21 protein-coding genes and 1 pseudogene are annotated in these 20,425 nt (G+C 63.1%); 10 read left to right on the forward strand and 12 right to left on the reverse strand.

The genetic code is table 11. The annotated features are described in order from the left end of the window. Positions 1–11: 11 nt before the first annotated feature. The 3 genes from Q0L57_RS12425 to Q0L57_RS12435 all read right to left on the reverse strand — a co-directional run bounded on the left by Q0L57_RS12425 (position 12) and on the right by Q0L57_RS12435 (position 2,510). Positions 12–1,721, reverse strand: coding sequence for an SDR family oxidoreductase (locus Q0L57_RS12425; protein ID WP_296743031.1), 1,710 nt, complete (start codon positions 1,719–1,721; stop codon positions 12–14). A 13-nt stretch (positions 1,722–1,734) separates the two neighbouring features. Beyond that, a complete protein-coding gene (locus Q0L57_RS12430) occupies positions 1,735–2,187 on the reverse strand; it encodes a thiol-disulfide oxidoreductase DCC family protein (protein ID WP_296743033.1) in 453 nt (150 codons plus the stop codon). Positions 2,188–2,363: 176 nt separating this feature from the next. Next, the gene (locus Q0L57_RS12435) at positions 2,364–2,510 is read right to left on the reverse strand and encodes a hypothetical protein (RefSeq protein ID WP_278232566.1); all 147 of its coding nucleotides are present in this window, start codon (positions 2,508–2,510) and stop codon (positions 2,364–2,366) included. Between the two features lie 418 nt (positions 2,511–2,928). On the opposite strand from Q0L57_RS12435, the pseudogene ligD reads away from it, so the two are divergent. Further along, positions 2,929–3,783, forward strand: a pseudogene (gene ligD / locus Q0L57_RS12440) (non-homologous end-joining DNA ligase); the annotation flags it as partial. 197 nt (positions 3,784–3,980) lie between these two features. Here the strand turns inward: ligD and Q0L57_RS12445 are convergent. Continuing rightward, positions 3,981–4,655, reverse strand: a complete 675-nt coding sequence (locus tag Q0L57_RS12445) for a winged helix-turn-helix domain-containing protein (protein ID WP_296743037.1) — start codon at positions 4,653–4,655, stop codon at positions 3,981–3,983. Between the two features lie 168 nt (positions 4,656–4,823). Here Q0L57_RS12445 and Q0L57_RS12450 point away from each other — a divergent pair, with 168 nt between their 5' ends. Next, positions 4,824–5,192 carry an NIPSNAP family protein gene (locus Q0L57_RS12450; protein WP_296743038.1) on the forward strand — a complete coding sequence of 123 codons (369 nt, stop codon included), beginning with the start codon at positions 4,824–4,826 and terminating at the stop codon, positions 5,190–5,192. Next, a complete protein-coding gene (locus tag Q0L57_RS12455) occupies positions 5,189–5,533 on the forward strand; it encodes an antibiotic biosynthesis monooxygenase (protein ID WP_296743040.1) in 345 nt (114 codons plus the stop codon). Before Q0L57_RS12450 ends, Q0L57_RS12455 begins: the two co-directional genes overlap by 4 nt. Positions 5,534–5,585: 52 nt before the next feature. On the opposite strand, the gene Q0L57_RS12460 is transcribed toward Q0L57_RS12455, so the two are convergent. The 5 genes from Q0L57_RS12460 to Q0L57_RS12480 all read right to left on the reverse strand — a co-directional run bounded on the left by Q0L57_RS12460 (position 5,586) and on the right by Q0L57_RS12480 (position 8,385). Next, the gene (locus tag Q0L57_RS12460; RefSeq protein ID WP_296743041.1) at positions 5,586–5,957 is read right to left on the reverse strand and encodes a hypothetical protein; all 372 of its coding nucleotides are present in this window, start codon (positions 5,955–5,957) and stop codon (positions 5,586–5,588) included. 217 nt (positions 5,958–6,174) lie between these two features. Then, on the reverse strand, positions 6,175–6,546 hold the full coding sequence (locus tag Q0L57_RS12465) for an endonuclease domain-containing protein (RefSeq protein ID WP_296743043.1): 372 nt from the start codon (positions 6,544–6,546) through the stop codon (positions 6,175–6,177). Positions 6,547–6,669: 123 nt separating this feature from the next. Continuing rightward, positions 6,670–7,032: a hypothetical protein gene (locus Q0L57_RS12470; RefSeq protein ID WP_296743044.1), complete on the reverse strand. Its 363-nt coding sequence runs from the start codon at positions 7,030–7,032 to the stop codon at positions 6,670–6,672. A gap of 326 nt (positions 7,033–7,358) precedes the next feature. After that, a complete protein-coding gene (locus Q0L57_RS12475) occupies positions 7,359–7,868 on the reverse strand; it encodes a hypothetical protein (RefSeq protein WP_296743046.1) in 510 nt (169 codons plus the stop codon). Between the two features lie 4 nt (positions 7,869–7,872). Then, entirely contained in the window at positions 7,873–8,385 is a 513-nt protein-coding gene (locus Q0L57_RS12480) for a hypothetical protein (protein WP_296743048.1), read from the reverse strand. Positions 8,386–8,760: 375 nt separating this feature from the next. Between Q0L57_RS12480 and Q0L57_RS12485 the strand changes: the two genes are divergently transcribed. Together Q0L57_RS12485 and Q0L57_RS12490 are read left to right on the forward strand one after the other, a co-directional pair. Continuing rightward, complete coding sequence (locus Q0L57_RS12485) at positions 8,761–9,615, forward strand: DUF1837 domain-containing protein (protein WP_296743050.1); 855 nt, start codon at positions 8,761–8,763, stop codon at positions 9,613–9,615. Beyond that, on the forward strand, positions 9,612–11,693 hold the full coding sequence (locus Q0L57_RS12490; protein ID WP_296743052.1) for a DEAD/DEAH box helicase: 2,082 nt from the start codon (positions 9,612–9,614) through the stop codon (positions 11,691–11,693). Before Q0L57_RS12485 ends, Q0L57_RS12490 begins: the two co-directional genes overlap by 4 nt. A 7-nt stretch (positions 11,694–11,700) precedes the next feature. Here Q0L57_RS12490 and lepA read toward each other — a convergent pair whose 3' ends face one another. Next, a complete protein-coding gene (gene lepA / locus Q0L57_RS12495; protein ID WP_296743053.1) occupies positions 11,701–13,506 on the reverse strand; it encodes a translation elongation factor 4 in 1,806 nt (601 codons plus the stop codon). Positions 13,507–13,851: 345 nt separating this feature from the next. Between lepA and Q0L57_RS12500 the strand changes: the two genes are divergently transcribed. The 4 genes from Q0L57_RS12500 to msrA all read left to right on the forward strand — a co-directional run bounded on the left by Q0L57_RS12500 (position 13,852) and on the right by msrA (position 17,126). Continuing rightward, positions 13,852–14,946: a TadE/TadG family type IV pilus assembly protein gene (locus tag Q0L57_RS12500; protein ID WP_296743055.1), complete on the forward strand. Its 1,095-nt coding sequence runs from the start codon at positions 13,852–13,854 to the stop codon at positions 14,944–14,946. Positions 14,947–15,199: 253 nt separating this feature from the next. After that, positions 15,200–15,907, forward strand: coding sequence for a DUF1223 domain-containing protein (locus Q0L57_RS12505; RefSeq protein WP_296743056.1), 708 nt, complete (start codon positions 15,200–15,202; stop codon positions 15,905–15,907). Between the two features lie 95 nt (positions 15,908–16,002). Next, positions 16,003–16,290 carry a hypothetical protein gene (locus Q0L57_RS12510; protein WP_296743058.1) on the forward strand — a complete coding sequence of 96 codons (288 nt, stop codon included), beginning with the start codon at positions 16,003–16,005 and terminating at the stop codon, positions 16,288–16,290. A 95-nt stretch (positions 16,291–16,385) separates the two neighbouring features. Next, complete coding sequence (msrA, locus tag Q0L57_RS12515) at positions 16,386–17,126, forward strand: peptide-methionine (S)-S-oxide reductase MsrA (RefSeq protein WP_296743060.1); 741 nt, start codon at positions 16,386–16,388, stop codon at positions 17,124–17,126. Positions 17,127–17,174: 48 nt separating this feature from the next. Here msrA and Q0L57_RS12520 read toward each other — a convergent pair whose 3' ends face one another. Further along, positions 17,175–18,179 (reverse strand): cytochrome d ubiquinol oxidase subunit II, encoded by a 1,005-nt coding sequence (locus Q0L57_RS12520; RefSeq protein ID WP_296743061.1) that lies wholly within the window; start codon positions 18,177–18,179, stop codon positions 17,175–17,177. Between the two features lie 10 nt (positions 18,180–18,189). Beyond that, positions 18,190–19,551: a cytochrome ubiquinol oxidase subunit I gene (locus Q0L57_RS12525; RefSeq protein ID WP_296743063.1), complete on the reverse strand. Its 1,362-nt coding sequence runs from the start codon at positions 19,549–19,551 to the stop codon at positions 18,190–18,192. 204 nt (positions 19,552–19,755) lie between these two features. Here Q0L57_RS12525 and Q0L57_RS12530 point away from each other — a divergent pair. Then, on the forward strand, positions 19,756–20,425 hold a 670-nt coding region (locus Q0L57_RS12530), incomplete at its 3' end, for an ABC transporter ATP-binding protein (protein WP_296743065.1).

Genomic DNA, 20,425 nt, shown 5'->3' on the forward strand with positions numbered 1-20,425 from the left:
AGGACGCTTCGTCACTCGGTGAGCGCCGGCTCGGGTCTTTCCGGCACCGCTTGACGCGAAGCCGGCACCAGCCAGCCGCGATAGCGCACGATCGGCCCGGTGAGCGGATGCGAGATGTCGACATGGAAGCGGAAGCGGCCGTCCTCGACGCTCTCATAGGATGTCGAGCGCGGGCATAGCCACATCGGCAGCGGCAGGCCCAGGAAGCTCCAGCGGCGCAGATCGAGGCTCAGCCGGTCTCCCCGAACCACTAGGGCCATAACGAAATCGAGCGGTCCGAAGCGCTCGCAGAGCAGCCGGTCCGAGCGGCCGCGCCCGGCGAATTGCCGGCTTGAAAAGCTGCGCGTGCCAAAGCTTCTCGTCCAGGTTTCGCCTTGGTCGTCGCTGTCGAAGCGCACCTTGACCGCAATATCGGTCGCTGCGGTGGGAAAACCCACCAGCCACGCCGCCAGCCGGCTAAGGACACCGTTCCCGCGCTCGACACTGGCGCGGCCCTCCGCCGTCGGGGCGCCCTCATGCATGTTCCGGATCTCTGCGGGAAGGCTCTCCCAGGCATCGCCGAGCAGGGCGGGATAAAGCGCCTTGCCGTCGTCGACATCGTCGCGGAAGCCGGTGTGGATCGTGTTGCTGGCAAACAGCGCCTCGTAGTCCTCAAGCTCCAGGTCGCGCACCGCGGCGCGCGCGCCGGGCGGTGGCGTCTGGCCGGCAAGCGTCTTGCGCACGATCGCTTCGACCGCCATGGACGGGATCAGCGGTCCGTCATCGCCTTCCGCCAGGAGGTGCCAGGATCGTTTCGCAGGCTTGCCGCTTTTGTCCACCCCGGCGACCTCGACGAACATGCCGCCGCGATGCTCGCCCCAGGCGAGCCGGTTGCTCGCCCAGTGCATCAACGGCGCCAGCGGCGACAGTGAACGGACCAGGCCGGCGCGGACCAGCCAGGCCAGGCCGATCAGCGCCCGGTGCAGCACCTCAGGCACCGGCCCGGCGCCCATCCAGATGGTCCCTGCTTGCGGCCACAGCGCGGCCAGCGCGCGCAGGTCGGGCACGTCGACGAGGGAAAACAGCGTGCTGCGCACCGGCACGCGGCCCGGCGGCGCGATGGTGTAGCGCATCTGTTCGGTGAGCGGGCGGCCTTCGGCCGGCTGGCCGTCGCGCACCAGCCGCACCGGCTTCCCGGCATAGCTGGCGATGCCGCGGATGACGTTTTCGCCGACGCCGGCAAAGGGCGACGGCGCGATGCCGCCGCGGATGCTGTCGACGCGCGCCATGTCCGATGCCAGCCGTCGCGCCACGGCGGCGGTCAGCACCGGAAAGCTCGACACGCCCGACAGCGCGAAAACACCGGCCGCCCTCGCGGCGGCGTCGAAACCCGCCACGCCGGCGACGAAGTCGGAGCCGTCCGCGAGGTCGAGATAGCCGATGCGTTCGCCGATGCAGGTCTCGATCAACCGGTAGCATCCCTCGCCATAGGCCTGGAACGGGCCGCTGGCATCGACGACGATGTCGGGCCGCAGGGTCGCCAGTTGCGCACGAAGATCGCCGTCGCGGTCGAACAGCGCCGGCACGAGCACGGCTTTGGCATTGCGCCGGTTGCCGCAATAGGTCTCCGCCCTGGCAATCGAGCGGCCGGCGACGATCAGGGTGAGGCGCGGCTCGCTCTGCAGCAACTGCACGATGCGGCCGCCGAAGGTGCCGTAGCCGCCGACGATCAGAAGCCTCATCCGCACCCCCTGTCTAGCCGATCAGCCTCTGTCGCAATTCGGCGGACGGGACCTCGCAGTTGTCCTTCCTGCCGAACAGCGCATAGCGGTTCCTGGCGACGCGGTCGTAAAGCCAGTCGCGCAGCGGCAGCGGCAAGAGCAGCAAGGCCTTGGCGGCCCGCCACGGCCAGCCGAGCGCGGCCATGACCGCGACAAAACTGTCGAGGCGCGTGAAGGGCGCGTCGTCGATGATGGCGAGATTGGTTTCGTAATTGTCGGTCGGCAGCCCGTATCGGCGGAACAGCGCCTCGCCGAACGGCGACTGCGCGGTGGCGAAGCGGAAGCGCTTGTCGCGGTCGAGCCTGACGACCAGTTGGACGAAGCCCGAGCAGAACACGCAGACGCCGTCGAAAACGATCAGCGGCTGGCGGGCGTCGTGGATTTGCGGCTGGTGGAGCGGACGGTCGGGTTCAGGCAGGTCGGTCATGATGGCCCCGGCTGCGAGTGTCCCTCGACACTAGACCAGCCGGCGGCGGCGTCAAAGTCGCGGCGTTGTCGCACGCCTGCTGTCGGCGACCGCGGGACGTTCGTCGCGATAGGTCGTCGTGCGATAATCGCTAGCCGGCTTGCAGACCCGGCTGTCGTGGCGGCTCGGCTGCATGGTCAGTGCGTGCCGACGCCGAGGGAATTGCCGCGGCGCGCGCAGGCCGGGCCTGGGCCGCGCATGTAGTAGCGCTCCGGCCGATAGGTCGGCGCGACGAATTCGCGAATGGCGGCGGCGTAGCCGGCGATGTGGTTCCAGAAGTTCATTTTACCTGTCCCTGTCCCGCTTTCGGATGTCCCTTCCGAGCTGTCCGCGAGCATAGCGTCGAGGCGTGAATAGTCGGTGAACGCGATGTTAATTTCTGGTCCGAAACCCGTTGCTTCGTGGCCGGAATGCGGCTGATTCGGGGTGTTTCCGTGCCATTTGTCGCCATTTCGGCCGCTGTGACTTTTGCATCACATATGTTTCGCCTCGATGTCGCTTGGGCGCGCTTCTGTTTCACGATCGAAAGGCACGGGAAAATATCGTTGCGTGGCCGCTTGGAACGCTCCGGGCATCGCAACGTTGACCAGAGCCGCCCCGTTGGCCGCTGCCGGTCGACATGGTAGGTATCGACGGGGCCGTGCAGCGACGGAGGAAGTCGTGCGGGAAAAGGCGAAGGCATCGACAGCCGATCCGCTGGCGAGCACCTCGGTGAAGCTCTCTCATCCAGACAAGCTGCTGTGGCCTGATGAGCAGGTGACCAAGCAGGACTTGCTCGACCACTATGCTCGAGTCTGGCCGCGCATGGAGCGGTTCGTCGTCAACCGGCCGCTGAGTCTCGTGCGCGCGCCGGACGGCATCCACGGGCCGCGCTTCTTCCAGAAACACGCCTCGCACGGCATGAGCGACAGGATCGCCAGGATGAAGGACCCGGCCGGCGGCGAGGAGATCCTGTTCATCGAGGATTTCGACGGGCTTGCGGCGCTTGTCCAGTACGGCGTGGTCGAGGTCCACATCTGGGGCTGCACCATGGACGCCCTTGAAAAGCCCGACCAGGTCGTCTTCGACCTCGATCCCGACGAAGGCGTCGATGTCGACCGGGTGCGCGAGGCGGCGCTCGACATCCATGCGCGGCTGGACGAGCTGTCGCTGCCCAACCTGGTCAAGACCTCCGGCGGCAAGGGCTATCACGTGCTGGTGCCGCTCAAGCCCTCGGCGGACTGGGACGACGTCAAGGGCTTCGCCCATGATTTCGCCCGCGCGCTGGAGCAGGCCGCGCCCGACCGCTACACGGCGACGCTGTCGAAGAAGGCGCGCACGGGCAAGATCTTCGTCGACTATCTGCGCAACGGCCGCGGCTCCACCACCGTCGCCCCCTACTCCTCACGCGCCAAGAAGGGCGCCACGGTGTCGATGCCGGTGACATGGGCGGAGCTTGAAAAAGGCGTGCCGCCGAACGCCTTCCCGATCGGCGACGAGACGACGCTGGCGGAATTGAAGAAGGCCGACCCCTGGGCGGATTTCTTCGAGCTGGGTAAGGCGCTGCAGCGGGGGTGATTTTCACTGCCGAGGGACAGCCCCCCCTCTGGCCTGCCGGCCATCTCCCCCTCAAGGGGGGAGATCAGCAGTTTCCGCGCCTCGACCATTCTTGCAGCGTCGAAGATTGGCGAAAGCGGTTGCGCACGTAATCTCCCACCTTGAGGGGGAGATGCCCGGCAGGGCAGAGGGGGGTGCCTCGCGCCGGCCTCGAAGGACTACGCCAGAAACACCCGCTCGAATTCCTGCTTCCCCTTCGGCGAGAACACCACGGCGCGGCTGTCCTTTTCGCGCCGCGCCCATTTCTCGGCGATGATCTTGTCGAGGATGGCGGCGCCCAGCGTGCCGGCGAGATGCGAGCGCCGCACGCTCCAGTCTAGGCAGGCGCGGCACACCGGCCGCCTGGCCTTGCCGTCGACCTCGATGCCGAGCGCAGAAAAATGCGAAGCGCCGGATGGCGCTAGCCGGATCTCGTTATGCTCGCGCAGCAGCAGCTTCCTGTCGAACAGCCGGTCGAGCATCGCCACCGCCTGCTCGCCGGCCAGATGATCGTAGCAGACGCGGGCCACCCGCATCGCCGCGTCGCGCGGACCGGGCCGCACCCGCTTCGGACCGACGGCTTCCGCCACGCCGATGATCGCCTCGATCATGCCCGCGACCTGCGGGCTGGCGAGGCCGTAATAGCGATGCCGGCCCTGGCTGGCCACGCTCAGCAGCCCGCCATCCATCAGTTTCGACAGGTGCGAGGAAGCGGTGGGCAGCGACACGCCGGCCTCCAGCGCCAGCTCCGTCGCCGTCAGCGCCGTGCCGCCCATCAGCGCGTTGAGCATGTTGGCGCGCGCCGGGTCTCCGACCAGGCTGGCGATGCGGGCGATATCAGGTCCTTCACGCATGGTTCGATCTCCATGGAAGCATTCCTGCCAGGGAAGCACTAATCTCGGGTCAGCTCAAGCAGCGCGGCAAACCCTCCTGACAGGAGAATGCCTAGCACAATGGCGCAAGCGATGTTTCGACAGCGGTCGAACCATCGTCGCCAACCCGACAAGACGAGGAGAACCGGCATGACCATCACCTGCTTCATCCGCTACGAGATCGACCCGTTCGGCAAGGCGGCGTTCGAGCAATATGCGCGCGCCTGGGGCCAGGCGATCCCGCGCTGCGGCGCCGACCTGATCGGCTACTTCGCGCCGCATGAAGGCTCGGCTACCACCGCCTACGCCGCCTACAACATCGAAAGCCTTGCCGCCTACGAAGCCTATCGCGCCCGGCTTGCCGCCGACCCCGCCGGCAAGGCAAACTACGAGTTCGCGCGCCGCGAGAAATTCATCCTCAAGGAGGATCGCACCTTCCTGAAGCTGGTTTCCGGCCCGCATGGCCCGAGGCAGGTTTTTCGCACCGACGTGACCGTCAGGGAGGGAGTTGAGAGATGATCGCAGTCATCTTCGAGGTGGAGCCGGCTGAAGGAAAGCGCGATGCCTATCTCGGCATCGCCGCCAATCTGCGGCCGCTGCTCGACGGCATCGACGGCTTCATCTCGGTCGAGCGGTTCCAGAGCCTCACGGACCCGAAGCGCGTGCTCTCGCTCTCCTTCTGGCGCGACGAGGAAGCGGTGAAGGCTTGGCGCAACACCGAGGAGCACCGCCAGGCGCAGCAAGCGGGGCGTGGCGGAATCTTTGCCGGCTATCGTCTGCGCATCGCCCATGTCGTGCGCGACTATGGCCTGAATGAAAGGGCCGAGGCGCCGGGCGACAGCCGCGCCGTGAACGGCTGAAAGGCTCCGCCTCGTCGGCGGAGCCTAGAAAAGCAGGAACCGGGCGCCGGCGTTACTGCGCCAGATTGATTTCCTCGGTCTGGCCGCCGCTGCAGGTGTAGCAGCAGTCCTCGCATTTTTCCTTGTTGCCGGGGCCGACGCCCCAATAGGTGCTTTCGTCGCCGTCGACCCAGGCGCCGTAGCAGATCGACTCGCCTTCGTTGCAGGAGATCGGCAGCTCCTTGGTCTCGCCGTCGTCGAGGTAGAAATCCTTGCCATTGCCCGGCCAGACATAGTCGCGGTTCTGGCTGTAGAGCTCGAGGCGCATGGCGTTGGGGTGGCTGTTCTTGATCCGGAACGTGACGTCGCCGGCATGGGCGGCAGGCGCGAACAGGACGGCAAGCGAAAACGCGGCGGCAAGCCGGCGCACGGTAAGGATGGACATGGAAACTCCCGATCAGGAATCGGCCCCCTCGGCCGACGGCGCGATCATATGGCATGTGGCGCGCGGACGCTAAAGGGCGGCTGGCGACAAATCGCTGACTGATTTTGGGGGCATCGGAAGCGCCTTCCCCCTTCTCCCCTTGTGGGAGAAGGTGGCTCGGCGCTCAGCCCCGAGACGGATGAGGGGTGCTCCAGCTTGGCAGGACGCTTGACCCGGATCACCGCCAGGGCTGCAGACTTTCGTCCCTGACATAAGCAATGATGGTGTCGCAAACCGCGCTCAGGTCTTTCATGACGTCGTCGTTCCACAAGCGAAGCACGCGAAATCCCCTCGCCTTCAGATCGGCGTCCCGCTGCTGATCGTGGCGCGATTCCGCACGCTGGCTGCCGTCGATTTCGACGATGAGCCTGGACTCGGCACAGAGGAAATCGGCCACGTACTTGCCGACCGGCACCTGTCGGCGAAACTTGATGTTGTCAAGACGGCGGCCACGCAGTTCCTGCCACAGGCGATTCTCCGCGTCTGTCGGCCCGCGGCGCATCGCGCGTGCGAAGTTTCGTTTGGCCGGGGTTACGGGCTGGTGCGGCATGGCGCAACGTAGTTCATCTTGGCAACCCCCTCCAACTCCCACTCCGGCGCGCACCCCTCATCCGTCTCGGCGCTGCGCACCGAGCCACCTTCTCCCACAAGGGGAGAAGGGGAGGTCGCGCCACTACTCCGCCAGGTCGACAGTCTCGGTCGAGTGCTCGGTGCAGATGAAGCAGCAGGTGTCGCAGGGCTGGTCGTTGTCGGGGCCGACGCCGGCGGAGACCTGGTCGTTGCCGTTCACCCAGGCGCCCCAGCAGATATGCTCGCCGGGTTCGCAGGAGATCGGCACCGATTTGCGCGCCTTCGGACGGATAAAGAACACCTTGTCGTCGCCCGGCCACACCTTGTTGTTGTCGCGGCTGAACAGTTCCACCGCCACGCCGTCCGAGCGATGGTTGCGTACGAACACCGACATGTCGGCGGCGAAGGCCGGAGAGGTGAGGAAAACAGAGGCGAGCAATAAAGCGGCGAGCAAGACGCGAATCATGGCGAGGTCCCCTGGCAGAGTAGAGCACGGGTGGCGAAAAGGCGCGACCTCCCCTTCTCCCCTTGTGGGGTGAGAAGCGGTCCGCTTTAGCGGGCGAAAAGCCAATTGCTTGGCTTTTCGAGCTTCGAACGCCCTGAGCCTGCGAAGGGCCGGGTGGTGGCTCGGCGCGCAGCGCCGAGACGGATGAGGGGTGTTCCAGCTTGGCCAAGGCGTTCGCCGCCAGCGTCGCATTGTGCCTAATCGCCAACCCCTCACTCCGTCGCGCACCCCTCATCCGTCGCCTTCGGCGACACCTTCTCCCACAAGGGGAGAAGGGGGAGGCCGCGCTAGCGCCTCACCTCCACATACGGCGCGAATGCCTTCACCGCGTCCACCATGTCCTCGCCGCGCACGTCGAGCGAGGAGATCTCCATATGCACGGTGTTCCTGCCGAAGGGCATGATCCCGAAGGCGTTGGCGGCCGAATAGCGGATTGCGTCGGGCGGCTCCTCGGTGAGTTCGAAATTCAGCATCGCCGCGCCCTTGCCGCCGGAGGCGAGGCGCACGCTCAGCACCTTGCTCCACGGCACCAGCACGTCGCCGGCGCGCGCATCGCGGAAGCCCTGGCTGTTCAAGACGACCTTGACCGAAGTGTCGAAGGCGCCGCGCGCGATATAGAAGCCGAGCGCCAGGCAACCGATCGCCAGCAGCGCGATCCACAGCACGGCCCCACCGCCCGCTCCCGACGCCAAGCCCTGCAGCGCGCCGAAGCCGAAGATTGCGCCGATCAGCAGCGGGCCGATGGCCGGGAAGATCTTCCCCAGGACGCTGTTGCGGATTTCGAGCGGGGCGGGCATCGGCTCACCGCTGCGGCCTCATCAGCGTCCAGATCCAGCCGGCGAAGGTGAGGACCAGGAACGGATAGCCCAGCGCCGGCAGCGGCGCGGTGGTGGGCAGGAGCGGCGCGCCCCAAAGTGCGGCAAACACCGAGACGGTGAAGAGCGCGGCGGCGATGAAGCCGGTGATGCGCATCCACAGCGCGAAGGTGTTCGGCACGCTGATCAGCACCAGCGCCGCCGCCCACAGCGAGATGCCACCGAGATAGGAAGGCACGCTCGCCTGCAACCCCGCCGCATTGCCGGCCAGAAGCAGGCTTTCGCCGGCGAGGAAGACAAGGAAGCCAGCCGCGACGCAATCATTGCCGAGCCGCTGGTACTTCATGGTGAGCAGTGCCACCGCCACGACGATCCCAACGCCATCGATCGCCCACAGCGTCTCGCGCAACGCATCGCTGGCAACGAAAGTCCCCGCCATGCCCAACGCGCCGCCGATTGCGAGGCCGAGAGAGGCGACGGTGTCAGAGGTAGAGCGCATGTGGTGTCTCCCCAAGCCGGGGAGAGGATACAACGAGCTGGAAGGATGGTGAAGGGTGAGACTTCTTCACCAAGACCAATGAACGCTCTATCTCGTCGAACAGTGCTCACAACAAACCTCTGAGGGGAGGCGGCCGGCACATTGTGGAAGGACAATATTGATGGCTGAAGATCCGCGATCTCTGGCGGACAACGGTCTACTCTGGGAGACAGGCCGATAGCTCCTGACACAAGGCTGTCAGGACATAGGGTCTATTGTTCGGTCCGTCAGATTGAGTCGAACATCGCAGTAGACCGCCTTTTCGTGCTAAACATTCTGCCCAACACGCTATACCCTGGAACGCCGATTCGCTGGCCATCTGGGGGGATGTGTTGCGTGAATATCTACAATACTAAGCCTGAACGCTTCTTGGAGCGGATTGTTTTTGACGACATCCAGAACCCTGCTCGAAGTGCCTGTTGTGCAGGTTTCGAGCTGCAAGTTTGGAGGTGTAAGCCGTTTGTAAATCACTTAGTTGAATGGCTTCCGGACTACGCGTTAGCCGAGAGCGAATTGAACGTGAGCCACGGCAACATATACGTGAAGCTGCAGCAAGCGGCAGTGCGCGTATATACCAGCGAAAAATACAAAAACCGAGGCGAAGCCGGAGAGATCACGCTTCACGCCATCTGCCGCGATTATTTCGATACAATACCGATCGCGCCACGGGTCTTCTACAAAAATGCGTCAAATGACGTAGTAAAATCTTTTGACATGGTTCATGCTAGATTTCCGGTTGGTGGAAGCCTTGAGCTATGGTTGGGAGAATCAAAGCTCTATGCAGATTCTGCCGACGCAATCTCGGATGCTATATCATCAGTGAAATCTCATATACAGCAGGGCTTTCTGACAAATGAAAAACTACTATTAGGACCTCAGATATCTAAAACAACGCCGCACTACGATGAGATAATCCATATTTTCAAATCCCAGACTAGTCTCGATCATTTCTTAAGTTCTTCAGTATTTGCCATCGGCATAGCTTCTAACAGCAACGCGCTATCGAGTGCCACTGCGCTAACTGACGCTTATCGAACATCTATCGCCCTCGAAATCGACAAGCTGGCGAGCAAGATCGATAAGTCGGGCCTCCTTAGTACCATAAAGATTGTACTAATCTATATTCCATTACTTAATAAGGACGCCTTTGTCGAAGAATTCGACAAGAAGCTCAAAGGCCTACAGCCATGATGACGCAACAAGGATGGGACGATTTACAGTTCTTGGCGGGCGACGACCTAAAGAGTCGCGTTTTCTCCTTAATCAGAGATTTGGCCGGGGCGATACAGGAGCGTGAAGTTGACGACCCTGATGTCACAGGTTCGGTCCCACGACTAGCTAAGCTGATTTCGGAGCGAAAGGAATTATCTTCATATCGTGAGATTTTCGGCACTCTTGCTCGGTCAACCGGGTTATGGAACTACATTGATACCGATACCGCCGATGTCCGAGACGAAATTATAGCCGAGTCCGTAACTGTTCCCGCGCTCGGCGGGGTTACCCTCCATCGAGAGCAGGTCGCAGCATTAAACACGTTGCTGTCCGGAAAAAACCTCATCCTGAGCGCGCCTACGAGCTTCGGGAAAAGCTTGCTTATAGACGCGCTTATCGCTTCTGGTAGATACGAGCGGCTTGCAATCGTCCTTCCGACAATTGCCCTACTGGATGAGTTCAGACGCCGGCTTATCACCAGATTCTCTGAGCAGTACCCCATTATCATGTACCATTCCGAAGTCGCTCCGGCTGGTAACGTGATTTTCTTAGGGACGCAGGAGAGGCTAATAAACAGGACGGATTTGGGTCGCTTGGACATCGCGATAGTCGATGAATTTTACAAGCTCGATCCGAACCGCCAAGACGATCGCAGCATGACGCTAAATGCCGCAGTTTACCAGCTTCTGCGTCGTGCAAATCAGTTCTTCTTCCTCGGTCCAAACATCGAGGGCGTTCGGTTCTCTACGGACAGCCGCTGGAGATTTGAATTTCTTAGAACGCGTTTTTCCACGGTGGCGGTGGATACGTTCGACCTAGCCGGTGTTGAAAACAAGGAGGAACGCCTCGCGGCGGAGGCTTTCGAAGAACAGAATTGGCCGGCACTAATTTTTGTTTCAGCCCCGGATCGAGCAAACTCTTTGGCTGAGCAGTTGTCAGAACGCGATCAGAGCATCGGTGATAGCCGCGAGATTTCTATTTGGTTCGATGAGAACTTTGGCGCGGGCTGGACGCTAAGCCGTGTGCTTGCGGCAGGTATTGGCATCCACCATGGCCGCATACCACGGGCGCTAGCTTCGCAGTTTGTGCGAATGTTCAATTCTGGAAACCTACCAATTCTGATTTGCACGTCAACGCTTATCGAAGGAGTTAACACTGCAGCAAAGTCAGTTCTTATATATGACAAGACGATAAACAAGGAAGATTATGACTTCTTTACTTTCTCCAACATTCGTGGTCGCGCTGGGCGCTTAGGGCAGCACCATGTTGGCTCTGTATTTTTGTTCAACGCTCCGCCTCCTCGCAGTGACGTGGAGGTTGAACCCCCCCTCTTCGGAGACCTAGACGAAGCGCCGGATGAGCTCGTTGTGCACATTTCGGACGAAGATCTGTCCCCTCGACTAACCGATCGACGAGATGACATCGCCGAACGTTTGAACCTTTCACCTGAGGAACTGCGAATTGCCTCAGTAGTCGGGCTGGACCAAGCTATCGCCCTACGACAGCAAGTCGAGGCCGCAGCCCGAAATGGCGCAGATATCTTCTGGCACGGTTATCCGGACTACAATCAAATTGGAGCGGTCTGTGAAATCATATGCAGAGTCAGACAATCCTCTAGCTTTGGCGTGTTCAGCCATAAGCAACTGACTTTTTATCTTAACGAGCTCCGGAAGAGCAGGCCAATTAAAAACTTCTTTTTCTGGTATACGAGAACTTACAAGGGTCAAGACAGTAACCAGGACAATATTTTTAAATTTCTTCGTTCGTGCGAATATGGGCTGCCGCAACTATTCGCAGTGGTGGAGATGTTTGCGAAGCGAAAAGAAGCTAGCACAAGTTATGGGCTATTCACTGCGGAGATGCCCAGATGGTTTCGCCCGGAGATTCTTAAGAACCTAGATGAGCAAGGCGTGCCCGTTCAAATTTCTGAGCGGTTCTATCTGACTGGCGACACGTTAGCTTTGCTGTCAAAACGCATACGAAGTGCGGCGCAAACTGGAGATAGGCGTCTAAACAGATTTGAAGCTGGGTGGATGTTGGCTGCCATCCCCGTTTAACGCTTGGCTAGTCCCCCATCTTCAGCGCCTGGATGAACGCTTCCTGCGGGATATCCACCTTGCCGAACTGCCTCATCCGCTTCTTGCCCTCTTTCTGCTTGTCGAGCAGCTTGCGCTTGCGGGTCACGTCGCCGCCATAGCACTTGGCGGTGACGTCCTTGCGCAGCGCCGACACGGTCTCGCGGGCAATGATGCGGCCGCCGATGGCGGCCTGGATCGGGATCTTGAAGAGATGCTGCGGGATCAGCTCCTTCAGCTTCTCGCACATCTGGCGGCCGCGCTTTTCGGCGGCCGAGCGGTGCACCAGCATCGATAGCGCGTCGACCGGCTCGTCATTGACCAGGATCGACATCTTCACCAGGTCGCCTTCACGGTAGTCAGTCAGGTGGTAGTCGAAGGAGGCATAGCCTTTCGAGATCGACTTCAGCCGGTCGTAGAAATCGAACACCACTTCGTTGAGCGGCAAATCGTAGGTCAGCATGGCGCGCTTGCCGACATAGGAGAGGTCGGCCTGGATGCCACGCCGATCCTGGCAGAGCTTCAGGATGCCGCCGAGATAGTCGTCGGGCGTGAGAATCGTGGCGCGGATCCACGGTTCCTCGATCGAGGCGATCTTCATCACGTCCGGCATGTCGGCCGGGTTGTGCAGCTCCTTCACCGTGCCGTCGATGAGGTTCATGCGGTAGACGACCGACGGCGCCGTGGCGATGAGGTCGAGGTTGAACTCGCGCTCCAGCCGCTCCTGGATGATCTCCAGATGCAGCAGTCCCAGGAAGCCGCAGCGGAAGCCGAAGCCGAGCGCGGCGGAGGTCTCCATTTCATAGGAGAAGCTGGCGTCGTTGAGGCGCAGCTTGCCGACGGCGGCGCGCAAATCCTCGAAATCGGCGGCGTCGACCGGGAACAGGCCGCAGAACACCACCGGCTGCGCCGGCTTGAAGCCCGGCAGCGCCTTCTGCGTCGGGCGGCGGTCCTCGGTGATGGTGTCGCCGACGCGGGTGTCGGCCACTTCCTTGATCGAGCCGGTGAAGAAGCCGAACTCGCCGGGGCCAAGCTCGTCGACATTGACGCGGGCCGGCTTGAACACGCCGGTGCGCTCGACGAGATACTTCGCGCCCGTGCCCATCATGCGGATGGTCTGGCCCTTCTTCAGCACGCCGTCGATGATGCGCACCAGCACGATGACGCCGAGATAGGCGTCGTACCAGCTGTCGACCAGCATCGCCTTCAACGGCGCGTTGATGTCGCCCTCGCGCGGCGGCGGCAACTGGTGGACGATCGCCTCCAGCACCTCCGGCACGCCAAGGCCGGTCTTGGCCGAGATCTGCACGGCATTGGAGGCGTCGATGCCGATCACCTCCTCCACCTGCTCGCGGATGCGCTCGGGCTCGGCCGCCGGCAGGTCCACCTTGTTCAGCACCACGACGATCTCGTGGTTGTTGTCGATGGCCTGGTAGACATTGGCCAGCGTCTGCGCCTCGACGCCTTGCGAAGCGTCGACCACCAGCAGCGAGCCCTCGCAGGCGGCCAGCGAACGCGACACCTCATAGGCGAAGTCGACATGTCCGGGTGTGTCGATGAGGTTGAGAACATAGTCCTCGCCGTTCCTGGCGCGGTAGTTCAGCCGAACGGTCTGGGCCTTGATGGTGATGCCGCGCTCGCGCTCGATGTCCATCGAGTCCAGCACCTGCTCCTTCATGTCGCGCTCCTCCAGCGCGCCGGTGAGCTGGATCAGCCGGTCGGCAAGCGTGGATTTGCCATGGTCGATATGGGCGACGATGGAGAAATTGCGAATGTGGTCGAGCGGGGTCGTCATGCGGCGCGCTTTAGCAGGGGCGGGTTTCAGGGGCAAGCGCCGCGCCCGCTTCCCTTCTCCCCTTGTGCGAGAAGCTGCCGCCGAAGGCGACGGATGAGGGGTGCTCCCGACTGGCAAGGACATTCATGGAAATAGGGCGGCAGGAGTGCTGGCGTCTCATTCCTTCACCCACCCGTCATCCCTCTCAGGGCCGCGCGCCGATCCACCTTTTCCCACAAGGGGAGAAGGACAAAGCACCCCCGCCAAACAATCAAAACTGCTTAAACTTTCATCCATCCCTTTAGGGCATAGTTCGTTCTCCGGATGGTAGATGGTCCCAGTGCTGCACACACGAAAGTCCTAGATATGTTCAGACCTGTCCGAAAGTTCAGCCAGGTGGCTGTGGCCAGATCGTTGATGCAATTCCTCCATTCCAGGGATGGCTCGCTGGTGCCGTTCCTGGTCCTGGCGATCATCCCGATCCTGCTCACTATCGGCTTTTCCGTCGACTACACCTCGGCCGTCCAGACCAGGGCCGACATGCAGGACGCGCTCGACGCGGCGATCCTGTCGATCACCACGCTGCCGACCACGACGTCGACGGCGGACCGCCAGACGGCGCTGCAGCAGTCCTATGCCGCCAATAACGGCCAGGGCACCGCCACGCTGAACAGCGTCTCGGTGGCTGCCGACGGCACCGCAGCCTTCACCGCCTCGGCAAACTATCCGATGCCGACCAATTTCATGTCGATCGCCCGCATCAACTCGGTGGCGGTCGGCGTGACCTCGTCGGTGACCAAGACGCCTTCGCTGGTGCAGACGACGTTCAAGATCGACAAGGCCTCCGGCTGGTGGAACAAGACCATCTATCTCTGGGGCACTCAGTTCGGCGCGACCAACGCGCAGAAGCTGATGCAGATCACCTATACCTATAATGGCGCCGGCGATCCCAAGGGCTACGGCACGACCACGGTCTCCACAATCAGCGGCACCAACGTGACCCAGGTGCAGCAGCAGGTGTGCTCGACCAGCAGCGTGAAGAACTTCAACAACGCGCCGGCCGGTTCGATCGAGCAGACCGGCAGCGGCAAGAACTGGCTGACCACCTGCACCACCACGCCCGCCAACGGCAGCGGCGCGGTGGTCGACGTCAGCCAGATGAACAGCCTCTACCTGGAAATGGATGTGCCCTCCGGCCCGAAGACCGTGCTGAAGTCGAACGATCCGACCACGTCGAACTACCTGTTCATCGGCGCGTCGGACACGACCGCCGTCGAGCAGCCGCTTGGCCAGGCCATCGACATCTTCAGCGCCGTGCCGTGCGGCCAGACCAGCACGCAGGCCTGGGAGGACGGCGGCTCGTCGGTGCCGGAACCCATCACCGACGCCGACTTCTTCTACACCGTGCAGGGCAAATGCAACTTCAACCAGCGCCCCTCGCAAACGGTGCTGACGCAGTAGAACTGCAGCGCTTTGCCTTCTCCCCTTGTGGGAGAAGGTGGCCGCGAAGCGGCCGGGTGAGGGGTGACCCAGGGAAAGCCGACGTCTCACTTCGCTGGAGCACCCCTCATCCGTCTCGGCGCTGCGCGCCGAGCCACCTTCTCCCACATGGGGAGAAGGGAAAGAGCCTCATCACGAACCGGTGAAGCTGTAACAAAGCCATCCGCGGCGGCGAATTGGGTGCATGACCCGCCGCAACGGAGGCTTCTTCCCCATGACGATATCCAAGGCAAGATCCGGCAAGGCATGGCTCGCCGGCGCCGCATTGATCGCGCTCGCCGCCAGCGCCGGCACGGCGGCGGCCCAGCCGCTCACCGTGGTCGAGCTGTTCACCAGCCAGGGCTGCTCGTCCTGTCCGCCGGCCAACGCCAACCTGATCAAGGTCAAGGACCAGCCGGGCGTGCTGGCGCTGTCCTTCAACGTCACCTACTGGGATTATCTCGGCTGGAAGGACACGTTCGGCCGCCAGGAATTCACCCAGCGCCAGGTCAATTACGAGCCGCCGCTCGGCCATGACGGGCCGTTCACGCCGCAGGTGGTGGTGAACGGCGCTTCCGACACGGTCGGCGTCAGGCCCGGCGAGATCGAGAAGCTGATCACGACCAGCCATCGCGGCGATGGCCCGCAGCTGTCGCTCGCCGGCGGCAAGATCAGCATCGGCGCCGGCCAGGCGCCGGGCGGCCACGCCGACATCTGGCTGGTGCGCTACAACCGCGGCGTCGTCGAGGTGCCGGTGGCGCGCGGCGAGAACACCGGCCGCACGCTGCCGCACGCCAATGTCGTCCATTCGCTGCAAAGGCTCGGCAGCTGGACCGGCGAGGCGGCAACGCTGCCGCTGCCCGCCGCCAGCGGCGGCCTCAGCACCGCCGTGCTGGTGCAGAGCCCGGGTGGCGGACCGATCCTGGCCGCCGCCGCCAACTGATCGTTATTCTTCGCAGTTTTCCCCGCGATGCCGCGAGGCGGCATCGCACCATCCGGCTCGCATCGACGCGCCGCAAACCCAAAGAGGAGACCACCATGACCAAGTTCCTGACGCTGCCGGCGCTCGCTTTCGCGCTTTCGACGGCCGTGTTCGTCGCCGGCGCCCGCGCCGATGACGCGACAAACGCCATGAAGCCCGCCAATGCCATGGCGACAAACGCCATGAAGCCGGCCACCGATGCGATGAAGCCGGCCGGCGCCATGAAGCCTGACGCCATGGCCACCAACGCCATGAAGCCTGCAACGGATGCGATGAAGCCCGCGACCAATGCCATGAAGCCGGCGACCGACGCGATGAAGCCGGCGGACACCACCACCAACTAGGCAACTCAAGGAACAGGGACGCGGCGCACGGCAAAGTGAGAAACTCGCGGCGACTTGCGTCGTATAGTCCTGAAACACAACGAAGGAGACTGAACATGAACGGCATCGACAGGAAAGCCGCGCGGCGGTCGCCAGTCTTCGCCAAGGGGGCGCTAGCCGCGCTGGTGCTCAGCGTGGCGGCCGCGGCCTTCTGGCAGACGCCGGCGCGCTCGGCCGAGGACGCGGTGGTGATCCCGCCGCCGGCGGTGGACGAGAAGGCGGCGAGCGGCACGGAGAAGGCAGTATTCGCCGGCGGCTGCTTCTGGGGCATGCAGGGCGTGTTCCAGCACGTCAAGGGCGTCAGCAAGGCGGTTTCCGGCTATACCGGCGGCAGCGCGGAGAACGCCGTCTACGAGGTCGTCGGCACCGGCCGCACCGGCCACGCCGAATCCGTCGAGATCACCTACGACCCGTCCAAGGTCACCTACGGCCAGCTGCTGCAGGTCTATTTCTCGGTCGCGCACAATCCGACGCAGCTGAACTATCAGGGGCCGGACGAGGGCACGCAGTACCGCTCGACGGTGTTTGCCGAGAACGGCGAGCAGAAGAAGATCGCCGAGAGCTACATCGCCCAGCTCGGCAAGGCCAAGGTGTTCGGCAAGCCGATCGTGACGACGCTGGAGACAGGCAAGACCTTCTACCCGGCCGAGGACTACCATCAGGATTTCCTGACGCTGAACCCGACCTATCCCTACATCGTGTACAACGACCTGCCCAAGATCGCGAACCTCAAGGCGCTGTTCCCAGGGCTCTACAGCGAAAAGCCGGTGCTGGTGCTGGCCTCGAGCAAGAGCTGACGGCGTGATCTTCCCCTCGAGCGTTCCTCGAGGGGAGGCTCGCAGCGCTCAGTCGTAGGTCAGGTCCGTCGCCTTGCCGCTGAACACGCGATAGGCGAAGAAGGAATAGAAGATGATGATCGGCAGCACGACAGCCGTGCCGACCAGGATCACGGCCAGGCTCTCCGGCGCCGATGCCGCCTGCCAGATCGTCAGCTTGTCGGGCACGACATAAGGGTAGAACGACCAGGCGAGCCCGGCAAAGCCCAGCGTGAAGATGGCCGCCAGGGTCAGGAAGGGCCGGATCGCGTGCCGGTCGTCCGGCTTCGGCAGATGGAAGGTCTGCCGCCACAGCCAGAAGAACAGGAGCGCCGACAGGATGGGCAGCGGCGAGAGATAAAGGATCTCCGGCCAGAGGAACCATCGGTCGAAGATGCGCGGACTGGCGAAAGGCGTCGCCAGCGATACGGCGACCATGCCGAGCGCGGTCAGCACCAGCGCGGTGCGCAGCCACCGCACCGCCTTGCGCTGCAGGTCCCCCTCGGTCTTGTAGATCAGCCACGCCGAGCCCATCGCGGCATAGGCGGCGGAGAGGCACAGCGCCACCAATGCGCCGAAAGCCATGCCGCCGAAGCCGACATCGAGGCCGAGCACATAGACGCCCAGCATATAGCCCTGCGCCAGCGAGGCGATCGTGGAGCCGAGAAAGAAGATGCGGTTCCAGCGCCGTTTCTTGCCGGCCGGCACCTTGGCGCGGAAATCGAAGGCGACGCCACGCAGGATCAGTCCCACCAGAAGCACGAAGACCGGCAGGTAGAGCGCGGTGAGGATGGTGCCATGCGCCATCGGGAAAGCGACGAGCAGAAGCCCGACCGCCAGCACCAGCCAGGTCTCGTTGGCGTCCCAGAACGGGCCGATCGCCGCGATCATCGTGTCCTGCTCGGCATCCTCGGCGGCGGCGAACAGGATGCCGATGCCGAGGTCGAAGCCGTCGAGGATGACGTAGATCAGGATGGCGAGGCCCATCAGGCCGGCGAAGATCAGCGGCAGCGCGGTTGGCCAGTCGAAGCTCATGGTCTTCTCCTCACTCTCCGGCGGCGGGCTGCGACAGGGCCGCGTTCATGACGCCCGGCAGCGGCGAGGTGTCGCCATCCTTGGCGGCTTTCAGCGCCAGGTGAACCAGCACGCCGAGATAGGCGATCAACAGCAGCACATAGAGGATGAGATAGACGGCGAGCGTCAGCGCCACATGGCTGCCGGCGACGGGGCCGACGGCGTCCGCCGTCTTAAGCACACCGGTCACCAGCCAGGGCTGGCGTCCGATCTCGGTGGTGTACCAGCCGGCCAGTGTCGCCAACCAGCCGGAAAGCGCCATCGGCACCATGATCAGCGCCAGCGGCCGCGGCAGGCTGTGGCGGCGCTTGAGGAAGAAGGCGGCCGACCAGGAGACGACCAGCATCAGGACGCCGGTGCCGACCATGACGCGGAAGCTCCAGAACATCGGGAAGACCGGCGGATGGTTGCCGGCATAGTCGTTGAGGCCGGGCACGACGCCGCTCGCGCTGTGGCGCAGGATGAGGCTGGCGCCATCGGGGACGGCGATCTCGTATTTGTTCTCCTTCGCCGTCTCGTCCGGCAGCGCGAACAGCACCAGCGGCACGTTCGGTCCGGTGTTCCAGTTCGCCTCCATGGCGGCGATCTTCTGCGGCTGGTGCTCCAGCGTGTTCAGGCCATGCTGGTCGCCGGCAAAGATCTGGATCGGGATCAGGATGGCGGCGGTGAAGACGCCGGTGCGCAGCGCCTTCCACATCGATTCCGAACGGTCGCCACAGAGATAGCGCAGCGCCGAGAGGCCGGCGATCAGGAACGAGACGGTGAGCCCGGAGGCGAGCAGCATGTGCGCCAGCCGGTAGGGCATCGAGGGGTTGAAGACGATCGCCCACCAGTCGACCGCGTGCGCCACGCCGTCGCGCATCTCGAAGCCGGCCGGCGTCTGCATCCAGGAATTGAGCGCGATGATCCAGAAGGCCGAAACCGTCGTGCCGCCCGCCACCAGCACCGTGGCCAGCGTGTGGATGCGGTTGGAGACGCGGCGGAAGCCGAACAGCATGATGCCGAGGAAGGCCGCCTCCAGGAAGAAAGCGGTGAGGATCTCATAAGCGAGCAGCGGCCCGGCGATGTTGCCGACCTTCTCCATGTAGCCCGGCCAGTTGGTGCCGAACTGGAAGCTCATGGTGACGCCGGAGACGACGCCCATGGCGAACGAAAGCGCGAACACCTTCACCCAGGTGAAGTAAGCCCGCATCCAGGCGGAATCGCCTGTCTTGTTGTAGCGGAGCTTGAAGAACAGCAGCACCCAGCCAAGTGCAATGGTGATCGTCGGAAACAGGATGTGGAACGAAATATTCGCACCGAACTGGATGCGCGACAGGATGAGCGGGTCCATGCAGGGCTCCGACTGCAATTTATGCTTGAAGGATAGGCGCGGGACTCGCGTCGGTCAAAGCGGCGCCGCGTCACGCGGGGCGCGTTGTCGCAGCGCCGGGCGGCGGTGACTGTCCAGAACTGTCAGGAGCGGCGTCGATTCCCGGTTTGCTTGGGACGACATCCGACCTATATCAGGTCACCTTTTCCAGCGGCCGTTTTCAGCATGTCATCCATCATCTCGATTTCCGGTGTCACGAAAACCTATGCCACCGGCTTCAAGGCGCTGAAGGAAATCAATCTCGACATCGAGCGTGGCGAGATCTTCGCGCTGCTCGGCCCCAACGGCGCCGGCAAGACGACGCTGATCTCCATCGTCTGCGGCATCGTCAACCGCTCCTCCGGCACCGTCACGGTCGATGGCCACGACATCGGCAAGGACTACCGCGCCGCGCGCAGCCTGATCGGCCTGGTGCCGCAGGAGCTGACCATCGACGCCTTCGAGACGGTCTGGGCGACGGTGAATTACAGCCGCGGCCTGTTCGGCAAGGCGCCCAACAAGGCCTTCGTCGAGAAGGTGCTCAAGGATCTCTCGCTGTGGGAGAAGAAGGATTCCAAGGCGATCACGCTGTCCGGCGGCATGAAGCGCCGTTTGATGATCGCCAAGGCGCTGTCGCACGAGCCGCGCGTTTTGTTCCTCGACGAGCCGACGGCCGGCGTCGATGTCGAGCTGCGCCAGGACATGTGGGCGATGGTGCGCCGCCTGCGCGAGGACGGCGTAACCATCATCCTCACCACGCACTACATCGAAGAGGCGGAGGCGATGGCCGACCGCGTCGGTGTCATCAACAAGGGCGAGATCATCCTGGTCGAGGACAAGGCCGAGCTGATGCGCA

It is taken from the genome of Mesorhizobium sp., assembly GCF_024509055.1.
In the GTDB taxonomy this organism is placed as follows: domain Bacteria; phylum Pseudomonadota; class Alphaproteobacteria; order Rhizobiales; family Rhizobiaceae; genus Mesorhizobium.